The organism is Streptomyces indicus (assembly GCF_900100315.1).
Classification (GTDB): Bacteria; Actinomycetota; Actinomycetes; order Streptomycetales; family Streptomycetaceae; genus Streptomyces; species Streptomyces indicus.
Genome location: NZ_FNFF01000004.1, coordinates 411,393 through 427,485, shown reverse-complemented (window position 1 = coordinate 427,485; position 16,093 = coordinate 411,393). Strand labels below are relative to the sequence as shown.

Annotated in this window: 18 protein-coding genes; 2 read left to right on the top strand and 16 right to left on the bottom strand. The window is 72.7% G+C overall.

The window, feature by feature from the left end; all coding sequences use genetic code 11:
• Window positions 1-27: 27 nt before the first annotated feature.
• Complete coding sequence (gene hisI / locus BLT97_RS13935; RefSeq protein WP_093609713.1) at window positions 28-396, bottom strand: phosphoribosyl-AMP cyclohydrolase; 369 nt, start codon at window positions 394-396, stop codon at window positions 28-30.
• Window positions 397-512: 116 nt separating this feature from the next.
• Here hisI and BLT97_RS13930 point away from each other — a divergent pair, with 116 nt between their 5' ends.
• Window positions 513-1,148, top strand: coding sequence for a TIGR03085 family metal-binding protein (locus tag BLT97_RS13930; protein WP_093609711.1), 636 nt, complete (start codon window positions 513-515; stop codon window positions 1,146-1,148).
• A gap of 54 nt (window positions 1,149-1,202) precedes the next feature.
• Here BLT97_RS13930 and BLT97_RS13925 read toward each other — a convergent pair whose 3' ends face one another.
• The 15 genes from BLT97_RS13925 to BLT97_RS13860 form a co-directional block, all read right to left on the bottom strand.
• A complete protein-coding gene (locus tag BLT97_RS13925) occupies window positions 1,203-1,463 on the bottom strand; it encodes a hypothetical protein (RefSeq protein ID WP_093609709.1) in 261 nt (86 codons plus the stop codon).
• Complete coding sequence (locus BLT97_RS13920) at window positions 1,460-2,032, bottom strand: RNA polymerase sigma factor (protein ID WP_093609707.1); 573 nt, start codon at window positions 2,030-2,032, stop codon at window positions 1,460-1,462. Before BLT97_RS13920 ends, BLT97_RS13925 begins: the two co-directional genes overlap by 4 nt.
• Window positions 2,033-2,240: 208 nt before the next feature.
• Window positions 2,241-4,604, bottom strand: coding sequence for a LuxR family transcriptional regulator (locus BLT97_RS13915; RefSeq protein WP_176953758.1), 2,364 nt, complete (start codon window positions 4,602-4,604; stop codon window positions 2,241-2,243).
• Between the two features lie 56 nt (window positions 4,605-4,660).
• On the bottom strand, window positions 4,661-5,605 hold the full coding sequence (gene bdeA / locus BLT97_RS13910; RefSeq protein ID WP_483883498.1) for an alpha/beta hydrolase family protein: 945 nt from the start codon (window positions 5,603-5,605) through the stop codon (window positions 4,661-4,663).
• Between the two features lie 289 nt (window positions 5,606-5,894).
• Window positions 5,895-7,256, bottom strand: a complete 1,362-nt coding sequence (locus BLT97_RS13905) for an MFS transporter (RefSeq protein ID WP_245769313.1) — start codon at window positions 7,254-7,256, stop codon at window positions 5,895-5,897.
• The gene (locus tag BLT97_RS13900) at window positions 7,253-7,843 is read right to left on the bottom strand and encodes an ArsR/SmtB family transcription factor (protein WP_093609705.1); all 591 of its coding nucleotides are present in this window, start codon (window positions 7,841-7,843) and stop codon (window positions 7,253-7,255) included. Before BLT97_RS13900 ends, BLT97_RS13905 begins: the two co-directional genes overlap by 4 nt.
• Before the next feature lie 155 nt (window positions 7,844-7,998).
• Window positions 7,999-8,754: an imidazole glycerol phosphate synthase subunit HisF gene (gene hisF / locus BLT97_RS13895; RefSeq protein WP_093609703.1), complete on the bottom strand. Its 756-nt coding sequence runs from the start codon at window positions 8,752-8,754 to the stop codon at window positions 7,999-8,001.
• Window positions 8,751-9,155 carry a RidA family protein gene (locus BLT97_RS13890; protein ID WP_093609701.1) on the bottom strand — a complete coding sequence of 135 codons (405 nt, stop codon included), beginning with the start codon at window positions 9,153-9,155 and terminating at the stop codon, window positions 8,751-8,753. The genes hisF and BLT97_RS13890 overlap by 4 nt, the downstream gene beginning before the upstream one ends.
• Window positions 9,152-9,880 (bottom strand): bifunctional 1-(5-phosphoribosyl)-5-((5-phosphoribosylamino)methylideneamino)imidazole-4-carboxamide isomerase/phosphoribosylanthranilate isomerase PriA, encoded by a 729-nt coding sequence (gene priA / locus BLT97_RS13885; RefSeq protein WP_093609699.1) that lies wholly within the window; start codon window positions 9,878-9,880, stop codon window positions 9,152-9,154. The genes BLT97_RS13890 and priA overlap by 4 nt, the downstream gene beginning before the upstream one ends.
• Complete coding sequence (hisH, locus tag BLT97_RS13880; protein WP_093609697.1) at window positions 9,880-10,521, bottom strand: imidazole glycerol phosphate synthase subunit HisH; 642 nt, start codon at window positions 10,519-10,521, stop codon at window positions 9,880-9,882. Before hisH ends, priA begins: the two co-directional genes overlap by 1 nt.
• On the bottom strand, window positions 10,518-10,685 hold the full coding sequence (locus BLT97_RS37855; protein WP_176953757.1) for a hypothetical protein: 168 nt from the start codon (window positions 10,683-10,685) through the stop codon (window positions 10,518-10,520). The genes hisH and BLT97_RS37855 overlap by 4 nt, the downstream gene beginning before the upstream one ends.
• Window positions 10,682-11,275, bottom strand: a complete 594-nt coding sequence (gene hisB, locus BLT97_RS13875) for an imidazoleglycerol-phosphate dehydratase HisB (protein ID WP_093609695.1) — start codon at window positions 11,273-11,275, stop codon at window positions 10,682-10,684. The genes BLT97_RS37855 and hisB overlap by 4 nt, the downstream gene beginning before the upstream one ends.
• The gene (locus BLT97_RS13870) at window positions 11,272-12,384 is read right to left on the bottom strand and encodes a histidinol-phosphate transaminase (RefSeq protein WP_093609693.1); all 1,113 of its coding nucleotides are present in this window, start codon (window positions 12,382-12,384) and stop codon (window positions 11,272-11,274) included. Before BLT97_RS13870 ends, hisB begins: the two co-directional genes overlap by 4 nt.
• The gene (gene hisD, locus BLT97_RS13865) at window positions 12,381-13,703 is read right to left on the bottom strand and encodes a histidinol dehydrogenase (RefSeq protein WP_093609691.1); all 1,323 of its coding nucleotides are present in this window, start codon (window positions 13,701-13,703) and stop codon (window positions 12,381-12,383) included. Before hisD ends, BLT97_RS13870 begins: the two co-directional genes overlap by 4 nt.
• A 123-nt stretch (window positions 13,704-13,826) precedes the next feature.
• Window positions 13,827-14,171, bottom strand: a complete 345-nt coding sequence (locus BLT97_RS13860) for a YrdB family protein (RefSeq protein WP_245769312.1) — start codon at window positions 14,169-14,171, stop codon at window positions 13,827-13,829.
• A gap of 373 nt (window positions 14,172-14,544) precedes the next feature.
• Here BLT97_RS13860 and BLT97_RS13855 point away from each other — a divergent pair, with 373 nt between their 5' ends.
• Window positions 14,545-16,092, top strand: coding sequence for an oxidoreductase (locus tag BLT97_RS13855; protein ID WP_093610004.1), 1,548 nt, complete (start codon window positions 14,545-14,547; stop codon window positions 16,090-16,092).
• Window position 16,093 lies beyond the last annotated feature (1 nt).

The following is a 16,093-nucleotide window of genomic DNA, read 5'->3' as shown; positions in this document are numbered from 1 at the left end:
GACCTTAACCAGTTGTACGTACGCGGATCAGGGCTGGGTGAGCGGGAGCACGTCGGCGTCGAAGCAGGTGCGGGCGCCGGTGTGGCAGGCGGCGCCGACCTGGTCGACCTTGACGAGGACGGTATCGGCGTCGCAGTCGAGGGCGACCGACTTCACGTACTGGAAGTGACCCGAGGTGTCGCCCTTGACCCAGTACTCCTGGCGGCTGCGCGACCAGTACGTGCAGCGTCCGGTGGTGAGCGTGCGGTGCAGCGCCTCGTCGTCCATCCAGCCCAGCATGAGCACCTCGCCGGTGTCGTACTGCTGGGCGATCGCCGGGACGAGTCCGTCGGGGCTGCGCTTGAGCCGCGCGGCGATCTCCGGGTCGAGGTCGCTGGGCCGGGGGGTGCTGGTCATGGGGCCCATTGTGCGTGATCCGGGCCGGCTTCCGGGCCGCTGTCCGGGACCCGGACGGGCCGCACGGAGCGGGCGTCCCATGGCCGTCGGGCCTGGGCGGACGTACGCTGGCCACCATGTCGACCCATGCCAAGCGTGAACGGCTGCTCCTCGCCGATCTGTTGGAGGCCGCGGGCCCCGAGGCGCCCACTCTGTGCGAGGGCTGGAAGACGCGGGATCTCGCCGCGCACGTCGTGGTGCGCGAGCGCCGCGCGGACGCCGCGGGCGGCATCCTGATCAAGGCGCTGGAGAGCCGCCTGGAGAAGGTGATGGCGGAGTACACGGAGAAGCCGTACGAGGAGCTGATCCAGCTCATCCGTACGGGTCCGCCGCGTTTCTCGCCGTACTCCCTCAAGCAGGTGGACGAGGCGGCGAACGCGGTGGAGTTCTACGTGCACGCCGAGGACGTGCGCCGCGCCCAGGAGGACTGGTCGCCGCGCACCCTGGACGCGGTGTTCTCGAACGCGCTGTGGTCCCGCCTGGAGAAGTCGGCCCGCCTGCTCGGCCGCAAGGCCCCCGTCGGCATGGTCCTGCGCCGCCCCGACGGCCAGACGGTCGTCGCCCACCGCGGCACCCCGGTCGTGACGGTGACCGGTGAGCCGGGTGAGCTGACGATGTACGTCTTCGGGCGCCAGGAGGCGGCGAAGGTCGAGGTGGAGGGCGACAAGGAAGCGATCGAGCGGCTCCAGGGGGCCAAGCAGCTCGGCCTCTGAGCCGCCCGCCGCCCCCGGCGGGCTCCACGGGTCACCGGGTGAGGGCCCCGGCCGTCACCGGGTGAGGGTGCAGACCCCGTCCGTGCACTGCCGCCGCAGCCTTCCCCGCGAGACGGTCTGCACGAGGCCGACCGCCCAGCAGGTGGGGCAGCCGCGGAAGGCGATCAGCGCGGGCAGGGCCCCGAGCAGGGCGAGGGGTCCGGCGAAGGGCACCAGGGCGAGCGCGCCGGCGATCAGCCCGAAGCCGACGGCTCCGCGTGCGAGGTGGCGCGGGACGGAGCTGCTCGCGTAGTCACGGGGCTGTGGGGTGCTCATGGCTGTACCTCTCCTCTCTCCGTGGCGTCCAATGCGTCCCTGAGGGCCGCGCGGGCGCGGTGCAGCCGGGACTTCATGGCCGCCGTGCTCAGGCCGAGCGCCGCGGCCACGGTCCGGCCCGGCAGGCCCTGGATGTCCCGCATGATCAGGACCTGCCGCTGGTCGCGGGGCAGCGCGCGCACCGCGGCCGCGATCCGCTCGGCTTCCAGGCGGTGCAGCACGGCGTGCTCCGCGGACGACTCGACCTGCTCGACCTGCTCGACCTGTTCGGGTGCCGTACCGCCGGGCGCCGTGAGCGTCCGCAGCTGCCGAAGGCACTCGTTGCGCACGATCCGGAACATCCACGAGGCGAGCGCCCCCGTGGCCCGCAGCGTGCCGATCTTCCGGTAGAGGATGATCAGCGCCTCCTGCGCGGCGTCCTCCGCGTCCTGCGGCGAGGCGCACAGGGAGCGGGCGAACTTCCGTACGTGCGGCTGCGATTCCATGACGACGGTGGTCAGCGAGCTGTGGTCGCCGTCCTGGGCGGCCTTGATCAGCCGCTCGTCCGGCCAGGTGAAGCGTCGGTTCAACTCCGGCTCCTGTAACGCCGCATGAGATGCAGACTGCACGCGCCCACGAGCAGGGCGCCGATCACGATGAGGCCAGTGACCATCCTGTACGTCTCCTCCTGGTTCCGTCCGGCCCGTACGGCCGGTTCGTGGATGAGAGACGGGCGGGCGCGGAAAGGATTCGCGTCCGGGCGAGGATTCTTCGGCTGCGGGCGCACGGCGGCCTCTGCTAGGCGTCCGTCCGCGCCCCGTCCGCCCGCGTCACCGCACGTGCCAGCTCCACGCGGGAGCGGACCCCCAGCGCGGCGAAGACGTTGCGCAGGTGGTGGTCGACGGTGCGCGGGCTGACGGACAGGTGGCGGGCCACCTCGCGGTTCGTGGCGCCCTCGGCCACCAGGCGGGCGATCCGCACCTGCTGCGGGGTCAACCCGTCCAAGGTGTCCGGGAGTTGGGGCGCGGCGGCCTCGCCGGTGGCCCGGAGCTCGGCCGCCGCCTGGGCGGCCCAGGCACCGGCGCCGCACCGTTCGAAGGCGATCAGCGCGTCCCGCAGGGCGTCGCGCGCCTTGGCGGGTTTACGGGCCCGGCGCAGCCACTTGCCGTACAGGAGGGCGGTGCGGGCGCGCTCGAAGTCGCCGTCCGCCGCATCGTGCCGGGCCAGGGCCTCGGGGTAGAGGGCGGCCGCACGGTCCGGATCCTCGTCGGCGGCCAGCAGGGCACGGCAGCGCAGCAGCTGGGCCGGGGCCTGCGGGTCGTGCCCGAACCCCGCCCACAGCGCGAACTCCCCCACCGCGGCCCGGGCTTCGTCGGACCGCCCGGCGAGCACGGACGCCTCGACGAAGCAGGGCACGGCGAGCATCCGTACCGCGAAGTGCCCCCGGGCGCGGCCCTGCGCGAGCAGCGGATGCAGCCGGGCCGCCGCCTCCTGCGGGCGGCCGCGGGCCAGGTCGGCGCGGGCCCGCGCCCACTGCGCGAGGGTCTCGGCCTGGAGGAGCCCGTGGCGCACGGCGGTCTCCTCGGCGGCCGCGGCGTACTGCGCGACCGTACGGGCGTCCTGGTCGAGCGAGGCGACAAGGGCGAGGATCGCGTGGTGGTGGGCGAGGTCGTTGCGGCGGCCTGTGCGGCGGGAGGCGCGCACGCCCTCCTCGGCGTGTGCGCGGGCCCGCGCGTGCCGGCCGGCCCGCAACTCCCCGTACGCGAGCTGCTCCAGGGCCTTCGGCACCACGGTGAAGCGGCCGCGCGCCCGGGCCACGGCGAGGGCCCGGCTGCCGAGCCGGCAGGCCGCGGTGAGGTCGCCGACGACGAGCGCGGCGGCGCCTGCGCACACGAGGAGCTCGGCCTCGTCCGTCGCGGCCTCCGCCGCGTCCGCGCTCTCGGCGGCTTCGACGACGCTGCGCAGGGTGCCGCGTCCCGCGGCGAAGGCGTGCGGGTCGCCGCTCAACACGGCGTCCATACCGCGCAGATACGTCCGCAGCTGCGTGGCGAACGCACCCTCGCCCCCCGGTACGCCCGTGGGTCCGGCCAGCGGGACGAGTGCCTCGCGGTACGCGGCCGCATCCCCCATCGCCCAGGAGGCCTCGGCGGCGGCGAGCCGGGCGCGCAGGGCCTGCCGGGGGTCGTGCGGGGTGAGCAGCCGGGCGGCGAGCAGCAGCGAAGCGCGGGCGTCGGCCACCGGGCCCTCGCCCGACTCCAGGAGCCCGTGGACGAGTTGGGCCTGCCCGGTCACTTCGTCGGGCAGCGACAGCCGCCGTACGGGGCCGAGCAGCCGGGCCGCCTGCTCGGGCCGGCCCGCGAGCCGCGCCCGCTCGGCGGCGACGACGAGGCGCAGGGCGCGAGCGGGGCGGGTGGCGGGTGGGGAGCCGGCTCGCCCTATGTCAGCCACGTCAACCGCGTCAGTCGCATCCCCCGTATCACCCGTATCCGGGGAGCCGCCATCGCCCTCACGGTCAGCACCGTCTTCGCCGTCACGGCCCCGGAGCCCCTCCACCAACTCCTGGAGAACCAGCGGGCTTCCGGCCGCTTCGTGGACGAGTCGGGCGCTCGTCGCGGAGGGGAGGCGCCGCCCTGCGGTGAGGCGGGTCAGGTACGCGTGGGCTGCCGCGTCGTCCAGCGGGTCCAGCCGCAGCACGGGCAGTTCGTCCGGGACGGCGGCGGCGCGGTGGGCGGCCACGGACAGGAACAGGGCGAGCGGTGCCGGTGCGGCGGTGAGCGAGCGCGCCAGGCCGCACAGGGCGCGGCGCGGGTCCGCGGGCCACAGGTGCAGGTCGTCCACGCAGACCAGGAGGGGCTGTTCGCGGGCGGCACGGAGCAGGGCGGTGCGCAGCGGCTCGGCCGCCGTACCGCCGTAGAGGAGGCCGAGGAGTTCGTCGCGGGGGCCGTGGGGCGGGACGGCCGGGGCGAGGCGGGCCGTCCCGCCGCGGAAGGTGGCGGCGAGGTGCCGCAGCAGCGCCGTGCGCCCGAGTCCGGGGTCCGACGTGAGCACGAGCGACCGGCCGCGACCGACCCGGAGGCGCTCCAACTCGCGTGCGCACCGGGCCAGTTCGCGGCCTCTGCCGTACAGCGGGGATACGGGTTCCCACCGGTCCGCAGGGGTCACGCGCCTCACGCTACTGCCGCGTAACCCCCTGCGGAACCCCGCCGTCCAGGAGCGGGTCAGCCCGAGTGCGGGCAGTTGCCCCGGTACTCCTCGATCGTCAGGCTCGGGCGCGGCAGCGGGCAGAGGAACTGCTCGTAGCGGGTGTCGTTGTCGATGAAGCGCTTCAGCCAGGAAATGCTGTACTTCGCGATGGTGGTGTTCGAGGTGTTGGGCGTGAAGTGGCTCGCGCCGTTGAGTTCCAGGTAGGCCTTGTCCAGCGAGGACGGCAGGCTCTGATAGAAGGGCTCGGAGTGCGAGGACACCGGAGCGATGGTGTCCCCGTCGGCGCCGATCACGAGCGTGGGCGTCTGGATCTCGGGCCAGGTCTTGTCGGTGTTCCAGCCGGTCAGGGGGATCGCGGCCTGGAGCGAGGGCCTGCTCTTGGCGGCTTCAAGCGTGCCGCCGCCGCCCATCGAGTGGCCCATGACCCCGAGCCGGCTCGCGTCCACACGGCTGCGCACGGTGCTGCGCTGGGTCAAGTGGTCGAGTGCGGCGAGGAGTTGGCGGCCGCGGCTGTCGGGCTGGTCGAGGGTGGTGAGGGTGTCGATGGTGAACACCACGAAGCCCTGGGAGGCGAGGCGGGGTCCGAGCCAGGCGATGGAGGACTCGTACGCGGTGAAGCCGGGCGATATGACCACCGCGCCGAACGTGCCGTCGCTCGTGGTGGTCGGGTAGTAGATGGTGCCGCCGCCGAAGCCGGAGGCGCTGAGGGAGGACACGGAGGTCTGGGAGACGGCGTAGGGACCGCGGGAGGCCTCGATGCTGGACTGGGTGGGGGCCGGCCCGCGCTCGTACGGGTTGTCGGCGCCGTGGGCGGTGACGGTCTGCGAGGTCATCAGGGCGCCGACGGCCAGGAACCCGGCGAGGGCGGCGCGCAGGCCGCGGGAACGGCGGCTGCGCTGCGCGGGAACGGGGGCAGAGGCGAGGGGCGTGGTGCGGCTCTCGTCGGTGAACTGCTGCACGACGGGGGGTTCCTCTCGTGGAAGGCCGCGCCGCACGAAACCGACGGCTCACCGGCCCTGTCCGCGGGCCGTGCCGGCTCCGTACGACGCCACCTGGGTCAGTGACAGCCGCCACTGTCGCGAGGGAACCGGAATGCGTGCATCGGCGAAATCACCAGTGCCGTTCGCTCAACTCCTGTTTGTACGCCGCTGTATGACGTGCCATCAGGCCGCGATACGCGGAGGGAACGCTCGGGTCTACGGGGTGACCGGGCGGCCCTGCACGCAACGGCCTGCACGGTCCACAGGCTCAGCACCCCTCGCTCGTCGAGGGCGCGGCCACGCCCGGGTTGGCCACGGCCGGCACGCCGCCCGAGGAGTTCGCCGCAGCCGCAGTGGTGCGCGAGGCGCTCTCCACGAACGCCCCCTGCCCGCCCGGCAGTTCCGCCTTCCTCAGCGGCTTCGACGCCAGGCCGGTCGCCGAGCCGACCAGGATCAGGGAGGCGCAGGCCACGAACACGGGGCGGGTGCCCCAGACTCCGATCGCGGCCCCGACCACCGGGTAGCACAGGGGCGCGAGGCCCACGGCGATCAGCATGTACACCGAGGTCACCCGCCCGATGTACGCGGGATCGGACTGGGTCTGCAGCAGGGCGCCGCTGAGCGCGCCGCCCATACCGCCGAGCAGTCCGACGAAGAGGCAGGCGACCGCGCCGACCGCAGGCGAGGGCGCGAAGGCGATCGCGGCGAGCGCCACGGCGCCGAAGACCTCGCACACCGAGCGCAGCAGCCCGGCCCGCGGCAGCCTGCCGCGCACGGCGAGCAGCAGCGAGGCGGCGCCCGCGCCGACACCGAACGCCGAGATGGCCAGGCCCATGCCCGACGCACCCCACCCCCGCTCGTCCGCGAGCAGCACGATGCCGATGTTGGCGGGCCCGGAGAACCCGAGCTCCGTGACACCCATCGCGACGATCAGCGGCAGCAGCACGCGGTGCCGGCGGATGTACCGCAGCCCGGCCCGCAGCTGGCCCTTCTCAGGCGCCGCCCCTTCGGTGCCGGTCTCGTCCCGCGAGGTCAACTTCCTTACGCGTACGGCCAGAAGCAGCACCAGCGATACGCCGAACAGCCCGGCCGCCACGGCGAACGCGGCCGCCGACCCGCCGAGCGCCACCGCGAACCCGCCGAGCGGCCCGCCCGTCACGAGCGCGATCCGGCCGGCCAGGCCCCGCAGGCCCTGGACGCGGGCGAGTTGGGAGGGTCCGGTGATCCGCGGGGGCAGCGCACCCACCGCGGGCATGAACACCGCGTCCACCGCGCCGAAGACCAGCGCGATCAGCGCCAGGAACCAGATACCGGGCTGCACGGCGACCAGGAGCCCAGCCGCGACGAGGATCACCGCGAAGCGCACGGCGTCCGAGCCGATCACCACACGCCGCGGCCCGAGCCGGTCGGCGATCACGCCTCCGTACAGCATCAGGAGGGCGCGGGGGACGGCGCTGACCGCCATGACGAGCCCGGCCTGGGCCGCGCTGCCGGAGCGGGCGGCGGCCCAGGAGAGGGCGATGAAGTAGACGGAGTCGCCGATCATCGAGGACCCGTAGGCCCCGAGCCAGCGCAGGACGTTGGGGTCGCGGTGGGCGGGGCGCTCGGCACCCGCGGGTATGGCGCTCACGGGCGGAAGGGGAAGCCGTAGAGGTGGATCGCGGCCGTCTCGCGCCCCTCGCCGTCGCCGGCCGCTTCGGCCGCCCGGCCCTTGTCCTGGTAGCGCTTGACGACCGCGTGCAGTTCGGCCGTGAGCTCCTTCAACTCGGCGGCCGTGGCCCGGACAAGGAAGTCCGAGGCGTCGGAGGCGTCCTGCCACTCCTCGCTCCAGCCCGAGCGCTGCTCCAGGAAGCGCAGATAGTGCTCGCGCCGCTGCTCGTAGATCACGCGCGCCAACGCGGTGTGGGCGGCCGCACCCTCCGGACTGTCACGGAAGTCGGCGCTGTCGATGCGCAGCGACTCCTGCGCGGGCCGCCACCAGCGCTCGCGCCCGTCTCCCCCGTCCTCGCGCGGCGCCTCCTCGATCAGCCCGTGCTCGGCCAGCTTGCGCAGGTGATAGCTGACGAGACTGACCGCCGTACCGTCGTCCAGCCCCTCGGCCAACTGGGAGGCGGTGGCCGTGCCGCGCATGTACAGGTCCCCGTAGAGCCGCACCCGCAGCGGGTGCCCCATCGCCTTGAGCGTGGCGACGTCGGTGATGCGCCTGGTCTCCGTCATGACACCGAGCGTAGGTACGAAAGAAAAGTTGCGCAACGAAAATTGCGCAACTGATCCTGCGCACTCTTCCCCGTGGGGTCTCGTCGGGCCGCGCGGGCGGCGAACCGACCGCGGGCGTGCCCAAGGCGGCGTAGGCGCTCAGCGCACCCCCGTGCTCAGCGCACCGGATGCCCAGCCCCCCGCAGCGCCCCCTTCACATCGCCGATCCGCAGATCGCCGAAGTGGAAGACGGACGCGGCGAGTACGGCGTCGGCGCCCGCCGCCACCGCCGGGGCGAAGTGTTCCAGCCTGCCCGCGCCGCCCGAGGCGATCACGGGGACGGTGACGTGCTTGCGTACGGCCTCGATCATCTCGATGTCGTAGCCGTCCTTGGTGCCGTCCGCGTCCATCGAGTTGAGCAGGATCTCGCCCGCGCCCAACTCGGCGGCCCGGTGGGCCCATTCGACCGCGTCGATGCCGGCCGACTTGCGTCCGCCGTGGGTCGTGACCTCGAAGGAGCCCGACTCCGTGCGGCGGGCGTCGACCGAGAGCACGAGCACCTGGCGGCCGAAGCGCTCGGCGATCTCGCGGATCAGGTCGGGGCGCGCGATAGCGGCCGTGTTCACGCCCACCTTGTCCGCGCCCGCGCGCAGGAGCTTGTCCACGTCCTCGGCCGTGCGCACGCCGCCGCCCACCGTGAGCGGGATGAAGACCTGCTCGGCGGTGCGGCGGACGACGTCGTACGTGGTCTCGCGGTTGCCGGACGAGGCGGTGATGTCGAGGAAGGTCAGCTCGTCGGCGCCTTCGGCGTCGTACACCTTGGCCATCTCGACGGGGTCGCCCGCGTCGCGCAGGTTCTGGAAGTTGACTCCCTTGACGACCCGGCCGTTGTCGACGTCCAGGCAGGGGATCACACGGACGGCGAGAGTCATGCGCTTGTTTCTCCTCGGAAGGCTTCCAGCTCGATTTCGACCAGGATGCGCGGGTCGACGAACCCGGCGACGACGGCGAGCGTCGTGGCGGGGCGTACGGAGTCGAAGAACTCCTTGTGGGCGCGGCCCACGTCCTCGGCGTCGCGTGCGTGGATCAGGAGCATGCGGGTGCGGATGACGTGCGAGGCGTCCAGGCCGAACTCGCCGAGCGCTTCGAGTGCGTTGGCGATGGCGACCCGGGCCTGCTCGTACGGGTCGCCCTCGCCGTGCAGGACATCGCCGCGGAACGAGGTCGTGCCGCCGACCACCACGCGGTCGCCCGCGGCCACGGCGCGCGCGAACCCGAAGGTCTCCTCCCAGGGGGACCCGGACTGCACGCGCCGCACACCGTCGGATGTCATACGGACACAGCCTCCAGGGCCTCTTCCAGCGTGAACTGCTTGGCGTAGAGCGCCTTTCCGACGATCGAGCCCTCGACGCCGAGCGGGACGAGGGAGGCGATCGCGCGCAGGTCGTCCAGCGACGAGACACCGCCCGAGGCGACGACCGGGCGGTCCGTGGCCGCGCAGACGTTCTTCAGGAGCTCCAGGTTCGGGCCCTGGAGCGTGCCGTCCTTCGCGATGTCGGTGACGACATAGCGGGCGCAGCCCTCGGAGTTGAGGCGCTCCAGGGTCTCGTACAGGTCGCCGCCGTCGCGGGTCCAGCCGCGGCCGCGCAGCGTCGTGCCGCGCACGTCGAGGCCGACCGCGATCTTGTCTCCGTGCGAGGCGATGACCTTGGCCACCCACTCGGGGGTCTCCAGGGCGGCCGTGCCCAGGTTGACGCGGGTGCAGCCGGTGGCGAGCGCGGCCTCCAGGGAGGCGTCGTCGCGGATGCCGCCGGAGAGCTCGACCTTGATGTCCATCGCGCCGGTGACCTCGGCGATCAGGGCGCGGTTGTCGCCGGTGCCGAACGCGGCGTCCAGGTCCACCAGATGCAGCCACTCGGCGCCCGCGTTCTGCCACGCGAGGGCGGCTTCGAGCGGGGAGCCGTACGAGGTCTCCGTACCGGACTCGCCGTGGACGAGACGGACGGCCTGGCCGTCGCGAACGTCGACGGCGGGGAGGAGTTCGAGCTTCGAAGCCATTACAGGGTTCCGATCCAGTTGGTCAGGAGCTGCGCACCGGCGTCGCCGGACTTCTCGGGGTGGAACTGGGTGGCCCACAACGCACCGTTCTCCACGGCGGCCACGAAGGGCTTGCCGTGCGTGGACCAGGTGACGAGCGGGGCGGTGATCGTGGGGTTGTTCGACTCGAGGGTCCAGTCGTGGACCGCGTACGAGTGCACGAAGTAGTAGCGGGCGTCCGCGTCCAGGCCCGAGAACAGCTGGGAACCGGCCGGGGCCTCCACCGTGTTCCAGCCCATGTGCGGAACGATGTCGGCCTGCAACGGGCCGACCGTGCCGGGCCACTCGTCGAGGCCCTCGGTCTCCACGCCGTGCTCGATGCCGCGCGCGAAGAGGATCTGCATGCCGACGCAGATGCCCATCACCGGGCGGCCGCCGGACAGGCGGCGGCCCACGATCCAGTCGCCGCGGGCCTGCTTGAGCCCGTTCATGCAGGCCTCGAAGGCGCCGACGCCGGGGACGAGGAGCCCGTCGGCGTTCATCGCCTTGTCGAAGTCGCGGGTGATCTCGACGTCGGCACCCACGCGGGCGAGGGCGCGCTCGGCGGACCGGACGTTGCCGAAGCCGTAGTCGAAGACCACGACCTTCTTGGTTGCTGTCATTCCCAGATCCCCTGAATCCGCAGGACTCCCGCGACCAGGCACATCGCGGAGGCGATGGCGAGCAGCACGATGACGCCCTTGGGCATCTGCTGCTTGCTGAAGGAATAGGCACCGCCGGCGAGGAACAGGCCGACGAAGATCAGGATGGTGGAGAGGCCGGTCACAGTGCGCCCTTGGTCGACGGGAGGATGCCGGCCGCGCGCGGGTCGCGCTCGGAGGCGTAACGCAGCGCGCGGGCCAGCGCCTTGAACTGGCACTCGACGATGTGGTGCGCGTTGCGCCCGTACGGGACGTGCACGTGCAGCGCGATCTGGGCCTGCGCGACGAAGGACTCCAGGATGTGCCGGGTCATCGTCGTGTCGTACGAGCCGATCATCGGCGCCATGTTCTCGGGCTCGGTGTGCACGAGGTACGGGCGGCCCGACAGGTCCACGGTCACCTGGGCCAGCGACTCGTCAAGGGGGACGGTGCAGTTGCCGAAGCGGTAGATGCCGACCTTGTCGCCGAGCGCCTGCTTGAAGGCGGCGCCGAGGGCGAGCGCGGTGTCCTCGATGGTGTGGTGCGAGTCGATGTGGAGGTCGCCCTCGGTCTTCACCGTGAGGTCGAACAGGCCGTGCCGGCCGAGCTGGTCGAGCATGTGGTCGTAGAAGCCGACCCCGGTCGACACATCGACCTTTCCGCTGCCGTCGAGGTCGATCTCGACGACGACCGCGGTCTCCTTGGTGGTCCGCTCCACGCGTCCGATGCGGCTCATGCGCTGTGCTCCTGCTCCTTCTTGAGGTCCTTTACCGCGTCGAGGAACGCGTCGTTCTCCTCGGGCGTGCCCGCGGTCACCCGCAGCCAGCCCGGTACGCCGTTGTCCCGGACCAGGACGCCCCGGTCGAGGATCTGCTGCCAGACGGCGTGGGCATCTTCGAACCGTCCGAACTGAACGAAGTTGGCGTCGGACGGCGTGACGTCGTAGCCGAGCGCGCGCAGCCCGTCGACGAGCCGGTCGCGCTCCTGCTTCAGCTGCTCCACGTACGCGAGCAGGGTGTCGGTGTGCTCCAGGGCCGCGAGCGCGGTGGCCTGCGTGATGGCCGACAGGTGGTACGGAAGCCGGACCAGCTGCACCGCGTCCACCACGGCGGGGTGCGCGGCGAGATAGCCGAGGCGCAGACCGGCCGCGCCGAAGGCCTTGGACATGGTGCGCGAGACAACGAGGTTCGGCCGGCCCTCGATGAGCGGCAGCAGCGAGGCGCCGTGGCTGAACTCGATGTACGCCTCGTCGACCACCACGAGGGAAGGCTTGGCGGCCTGCGCGGCCTCGTACAGCGCGAGCACCGTCTCGGCCTCGACGGCCGTGCCCGTCGGGTTGTTGGGCGAAGTGATGAAGGTGACGTCCGGCGCGTGCTCCGCGATCGCCTTCGTCGCCGCCTCGACGTCGATGGTGAAGTCGTCGTTGCGCGGCCCGGAGATCCAACCGGTGCCCGTACCGCGCGAGATGAGCCCGTGCATCGAGTACGAGGGCTCGAAGCCGATGGCCGTGCGGCCGGGGCCGCCGAAGGTCTGGAGCAGCTGCTGGATGACCTCGTTGGACCCGTTGGCCGCCCACACGTTCTCGACCCGGACCTCGTGCCCGGCCGTCCGCGTCAGATAGCGGGCGAGCTCGGTGCGGAGCTCCACGGCGTCGCGGTCCGGGTAGCGGTTGAGGTTCCGGGCCGCCTCGGTGACGCGTTCGGCGATGCGCTGCACGAGGGGCTCGGGCAGCGGGTACGGGTTCTCGTTGGTGTTCAGGCGGACGGGGACGTCCAACTGGGGCGCGCCGTAAGGGGACTTGCCCTTCAGCTCCTCGCGGATGGGGAGGTCGTCGATACCGGTCACTTGCTGGGAACCTTCCACCCGAACCGTGCCTTGATGGCGGCACCGTGCGCCGGCAGATCCTCCGCCTCCGCCAGCGTCACCACGTGGTGGGCGACGTCGGCGAGGGCGTCCTGCGTGTAGTCCACGATGTGGATGCCGCGCAGGAAGGACTGCACGCTCAGGCCCGAGGAGTGGCAGGCGCAGCCGCCGGTGGGCAGGACGTGGTTCGATCCGGCCGCGTAGTCGCCGAGCGAGACCGGGGCCCAGGGGCCGACGAAGATCGCGCCGGCGTTCTTGACGCGGTCCGCCACGGCGACGGCGTCCGCGGTCTGGATCTCCAGGTGCTCGGCCCCGTACGCATCGACGACCTTGAGGCCGTCCTCCAGGGTGTCCACGAGGACGATCGCGGACTGCTCGCCCTTGAGGGCGGGCACGATCCGGTCCTCGATGTGCTTGCTCGCGGCGACCTGCGGCTCCAGCTCGCGCTCCACCGCGTCGGCGAGCGCCTCGCTGTCCGTGACGAGGACGGCCGCGGCCAGCGGGTCGTGCTCGGCCTGGCTGATCAGGTCGGAGGCCACGTGCACCGGGTCGGCGGTGTCGTCGGCGAGGACGGCGATCTCCGTCGGGCCGGCCTCCGCGTCGATGCCGATCTTGCCGGTGAAGTAGCGCTTGGCGGCCGCGACCCAGATGTTGCCCGGGCCGGTCACCATGTTCGCGGGCGGGCAGGACTCGGTGCCGTACGCGAACATCGCCACGGCGGTGGCGCCGCCGGCCGCGTACACCTCGTCGACGCCGAGCAGCGCGCAGGCCGCCAGGATCGTCGGGTGCGGCAGGCCGTCGAACTCGGCCTGCGCGGGCGAGGCGAGCGCGATGGACTCGACTCCGGCCTCCTGGGCCGGGACGACGTTCATGATCACGGACGACGGGTACACCGAGCGGCCGCCCGGTGCGTACAGACCGACGCGCTCGACCGGAACCCACTTCTCGGTCACGCTGCCGCCGGGCACCACCTGTGTGGTGTGCGTGGACCGGCGCTGCTCGCGGTGCACCGTGCGGGCGCGCTTGATCGACTCCTCGAGCGCGGCCCTGACCTGCGGATCGAGCGCGGCGAGCGCCTTCTGCAGGGCCTCGGCCGGCACCCGTACGCTCGTCAGCTGCACGCCGTCGAACTTCTCCGCGTACTCGACCAGCGCCGCGTCCCCGCGATGATGCACGTCCTCGCAGATCGGACGCACCTTGTCCAGGGCGGCCGCGACGTCGAAGTCGGCACGGGGCAGCAGGTCGCGCAGGTCGGCGCCCTCGGGGAGGGCGCTGCCGCGCAGGTCGATTCGAGAGATCACGTGGCCAATTCTCTCAGACGGCCGCGGACGGCCGTCGCGCGTATCCACGGGCTGATACGCGTGCACCGGTGGCCGGTACGGGAGGGCGCCGGCCGGGTCCGGTCCGGGGGCGCCCTGCCCGCGTCAGGTGCCGGTGCGGGCCGGGGCTCTGCGGGTCGTCTCGGCCACCGCGGTGTTCGCCACGACCACGGCCGCCGCGATCAGGGCCGCGACCGGGTGCCCGAGCCCGTACAGGGCCGCCGCTCCCCCGCCGAGGACCAGCGCCTTCACCGCGAGTACGCCGGGCAGCCCGGGCCGCCGCTTCGCCTTCGGCGCGGCGTACAGTCCCCACAGCGTGACCGCGGCCGCGGGTGTCCCGAGCCCCAGGAGCACGCTGAGCGCGAGGCCCTCGCCGGTCGCGAACCCCCACCACGCCAGCGCCCCGACGGCGGCGAGCTCGATCACGAACGCCAGCAGCTCATTGGCCATCACCCACGGCCGTCCTTCGACGCCGGCCGGCCATCCCTGCGCTGCCCCGCCCGTCATGCCCTCGCCCCTCAGGCCCTCACCCGCCATGCCCCCACCCGCCATGTCCCGCCCGCCCGTCATGTCCCCGCCCGCCATGCGTCCCTCCCCAGGGTCGTGACCTCGTGCGCCGCAGAATCGCACACGCGCACCTTGGCCGATACCGATCCCCACGGAAACGCGAGAATCCCGCGCACCACTAGCGTTCAGCCGGTCACCGTCCGGGCATCACACCCGTACGCATGACACACGTGTGCGAGCAGCAGGAGTACGGGCGCGGCCGGCCCGAGCGGGGCCGGCCCGGGCACGGGGAGGACGTACCGAGGTGACGGTGGAGATGCCGGACGACCTGACGCCCGCCGAGGTCGGGATGTGGCAGGCGTTCCAGAACGGTTCGCGCTACGACCTGTCGACCGGCAACCCCGCGGTGGACGACCCGCACGGCGTGCACCACTGGGGCGAGGACCGCAGCGTGCGCGCCCGCGTGGTGTGCATGCTGATGCTCGCGGGCCCGCCCGCACGCGACGGCAGGGTCTCCTCCGTCAAGCTCACCGGCGTCCTCATCACGGACTACCTCGACGTCGCGGGCGGCACCGTCACCCCGTACGTGGAGTTCAAGGACTGCCGCTTCGAGAAGGAGATCTCGCTCCCCGAGAGCCGCTTCACCACCCTGCGCCTGTCCAACTGCTCGATACCGCGCCTGGAGGCCGCCCGGCTGCACACCGAGGGCGACCTGCATCTGCCGCGCTGCCACGTGCACCGCGGCATCCGGCTCTCGGACGCGCAGATCGGCACCGACCTGCTGCTCAGCCAGGCCGTGGTGCACAGCGACCGGCGCGACCGCTCGGTCAACGCGGACGGGCTCTCGGTCGGCCAGGACCTCCAGGCCGAACTGATGGAGTCCTACGGGGAGTTCCGGATGCGCGGCGCCAAGATCGGCGTCTCCCTGAGCCTGCGCGGCAGCCGACTGCTCAACGAGGCGGGCAAGTACGCGCTCAACGCCCCGCAGCTCACCGTCGAGCGCGCCCTCTACCTGACCCCGGCCGCCGTCACCGACCCCGTGTTCACGGCGGGCGCCACCCCGGCGCGCGGGATGCGGATCCAGCGCTTCGAGTGCCGCGGCGGCATCCGGCTCGACGACGGCCGCTTCACCGACGCCATCGACTTCGACCGGGCCCGTCTCATCATGGGCGAGGACCACCAGCTGTCGCTGCGCCGGGTGCAGACCGCCGAGCTGCGCTTCCTCGGCGAGCGGCCCGAGGGCGGCAAGGTGGTGCTCTCCGGTGCGAAGGTGACCAGCCTGCGCGACCGGGCGGTGAGCTGGCCGGGCCCCGGGCACCTGGAAATGAACGGCTTCGCGTACGAGAACCTGATCCCCGTCGACAAGTTCGCGCTGCCCGCGCGCCTCGCGTGGGTGGAGGCGGCCACGCCCGAGTACAACCCGGAGCCGTACGAACGCCTCGCCGCCGTGCTCCGCGACACCGGCGAGGACTCCGAGGCCCGCGCGGTACTCCTCGCCAAGCAGCGGCGCCGCCGCCAGACCCTGCCGGTCGCGGCCAAGCTCTGGGGCTACGCACAGGACTGGACGGTCGCGTACGGCTACAAGCCCGGCCGTGCGGCGCTGTGGATGGCGGTCCTGTGGGCGCTGGGCGGCTATGCCTTCTCGTACTACGACCCGGCGGCGATGAAGGCGGGCGAGGGCCCCGCGTACAACTCGGTCCTCTACGCCCTCGACCTGATCCTGCCGGTGATCAACCTCGGCCAGGACGGCTACTGGCGGGTCTCGGGCCTGTGGCAGTGGCTGGCCGCGTCCCTCGTGCTGCTCGGCTGGGTCCTGGCGACGACGGTGGCGGCGGGGGCCTCGCGGCTGCTGCGTCGCGGCTGAC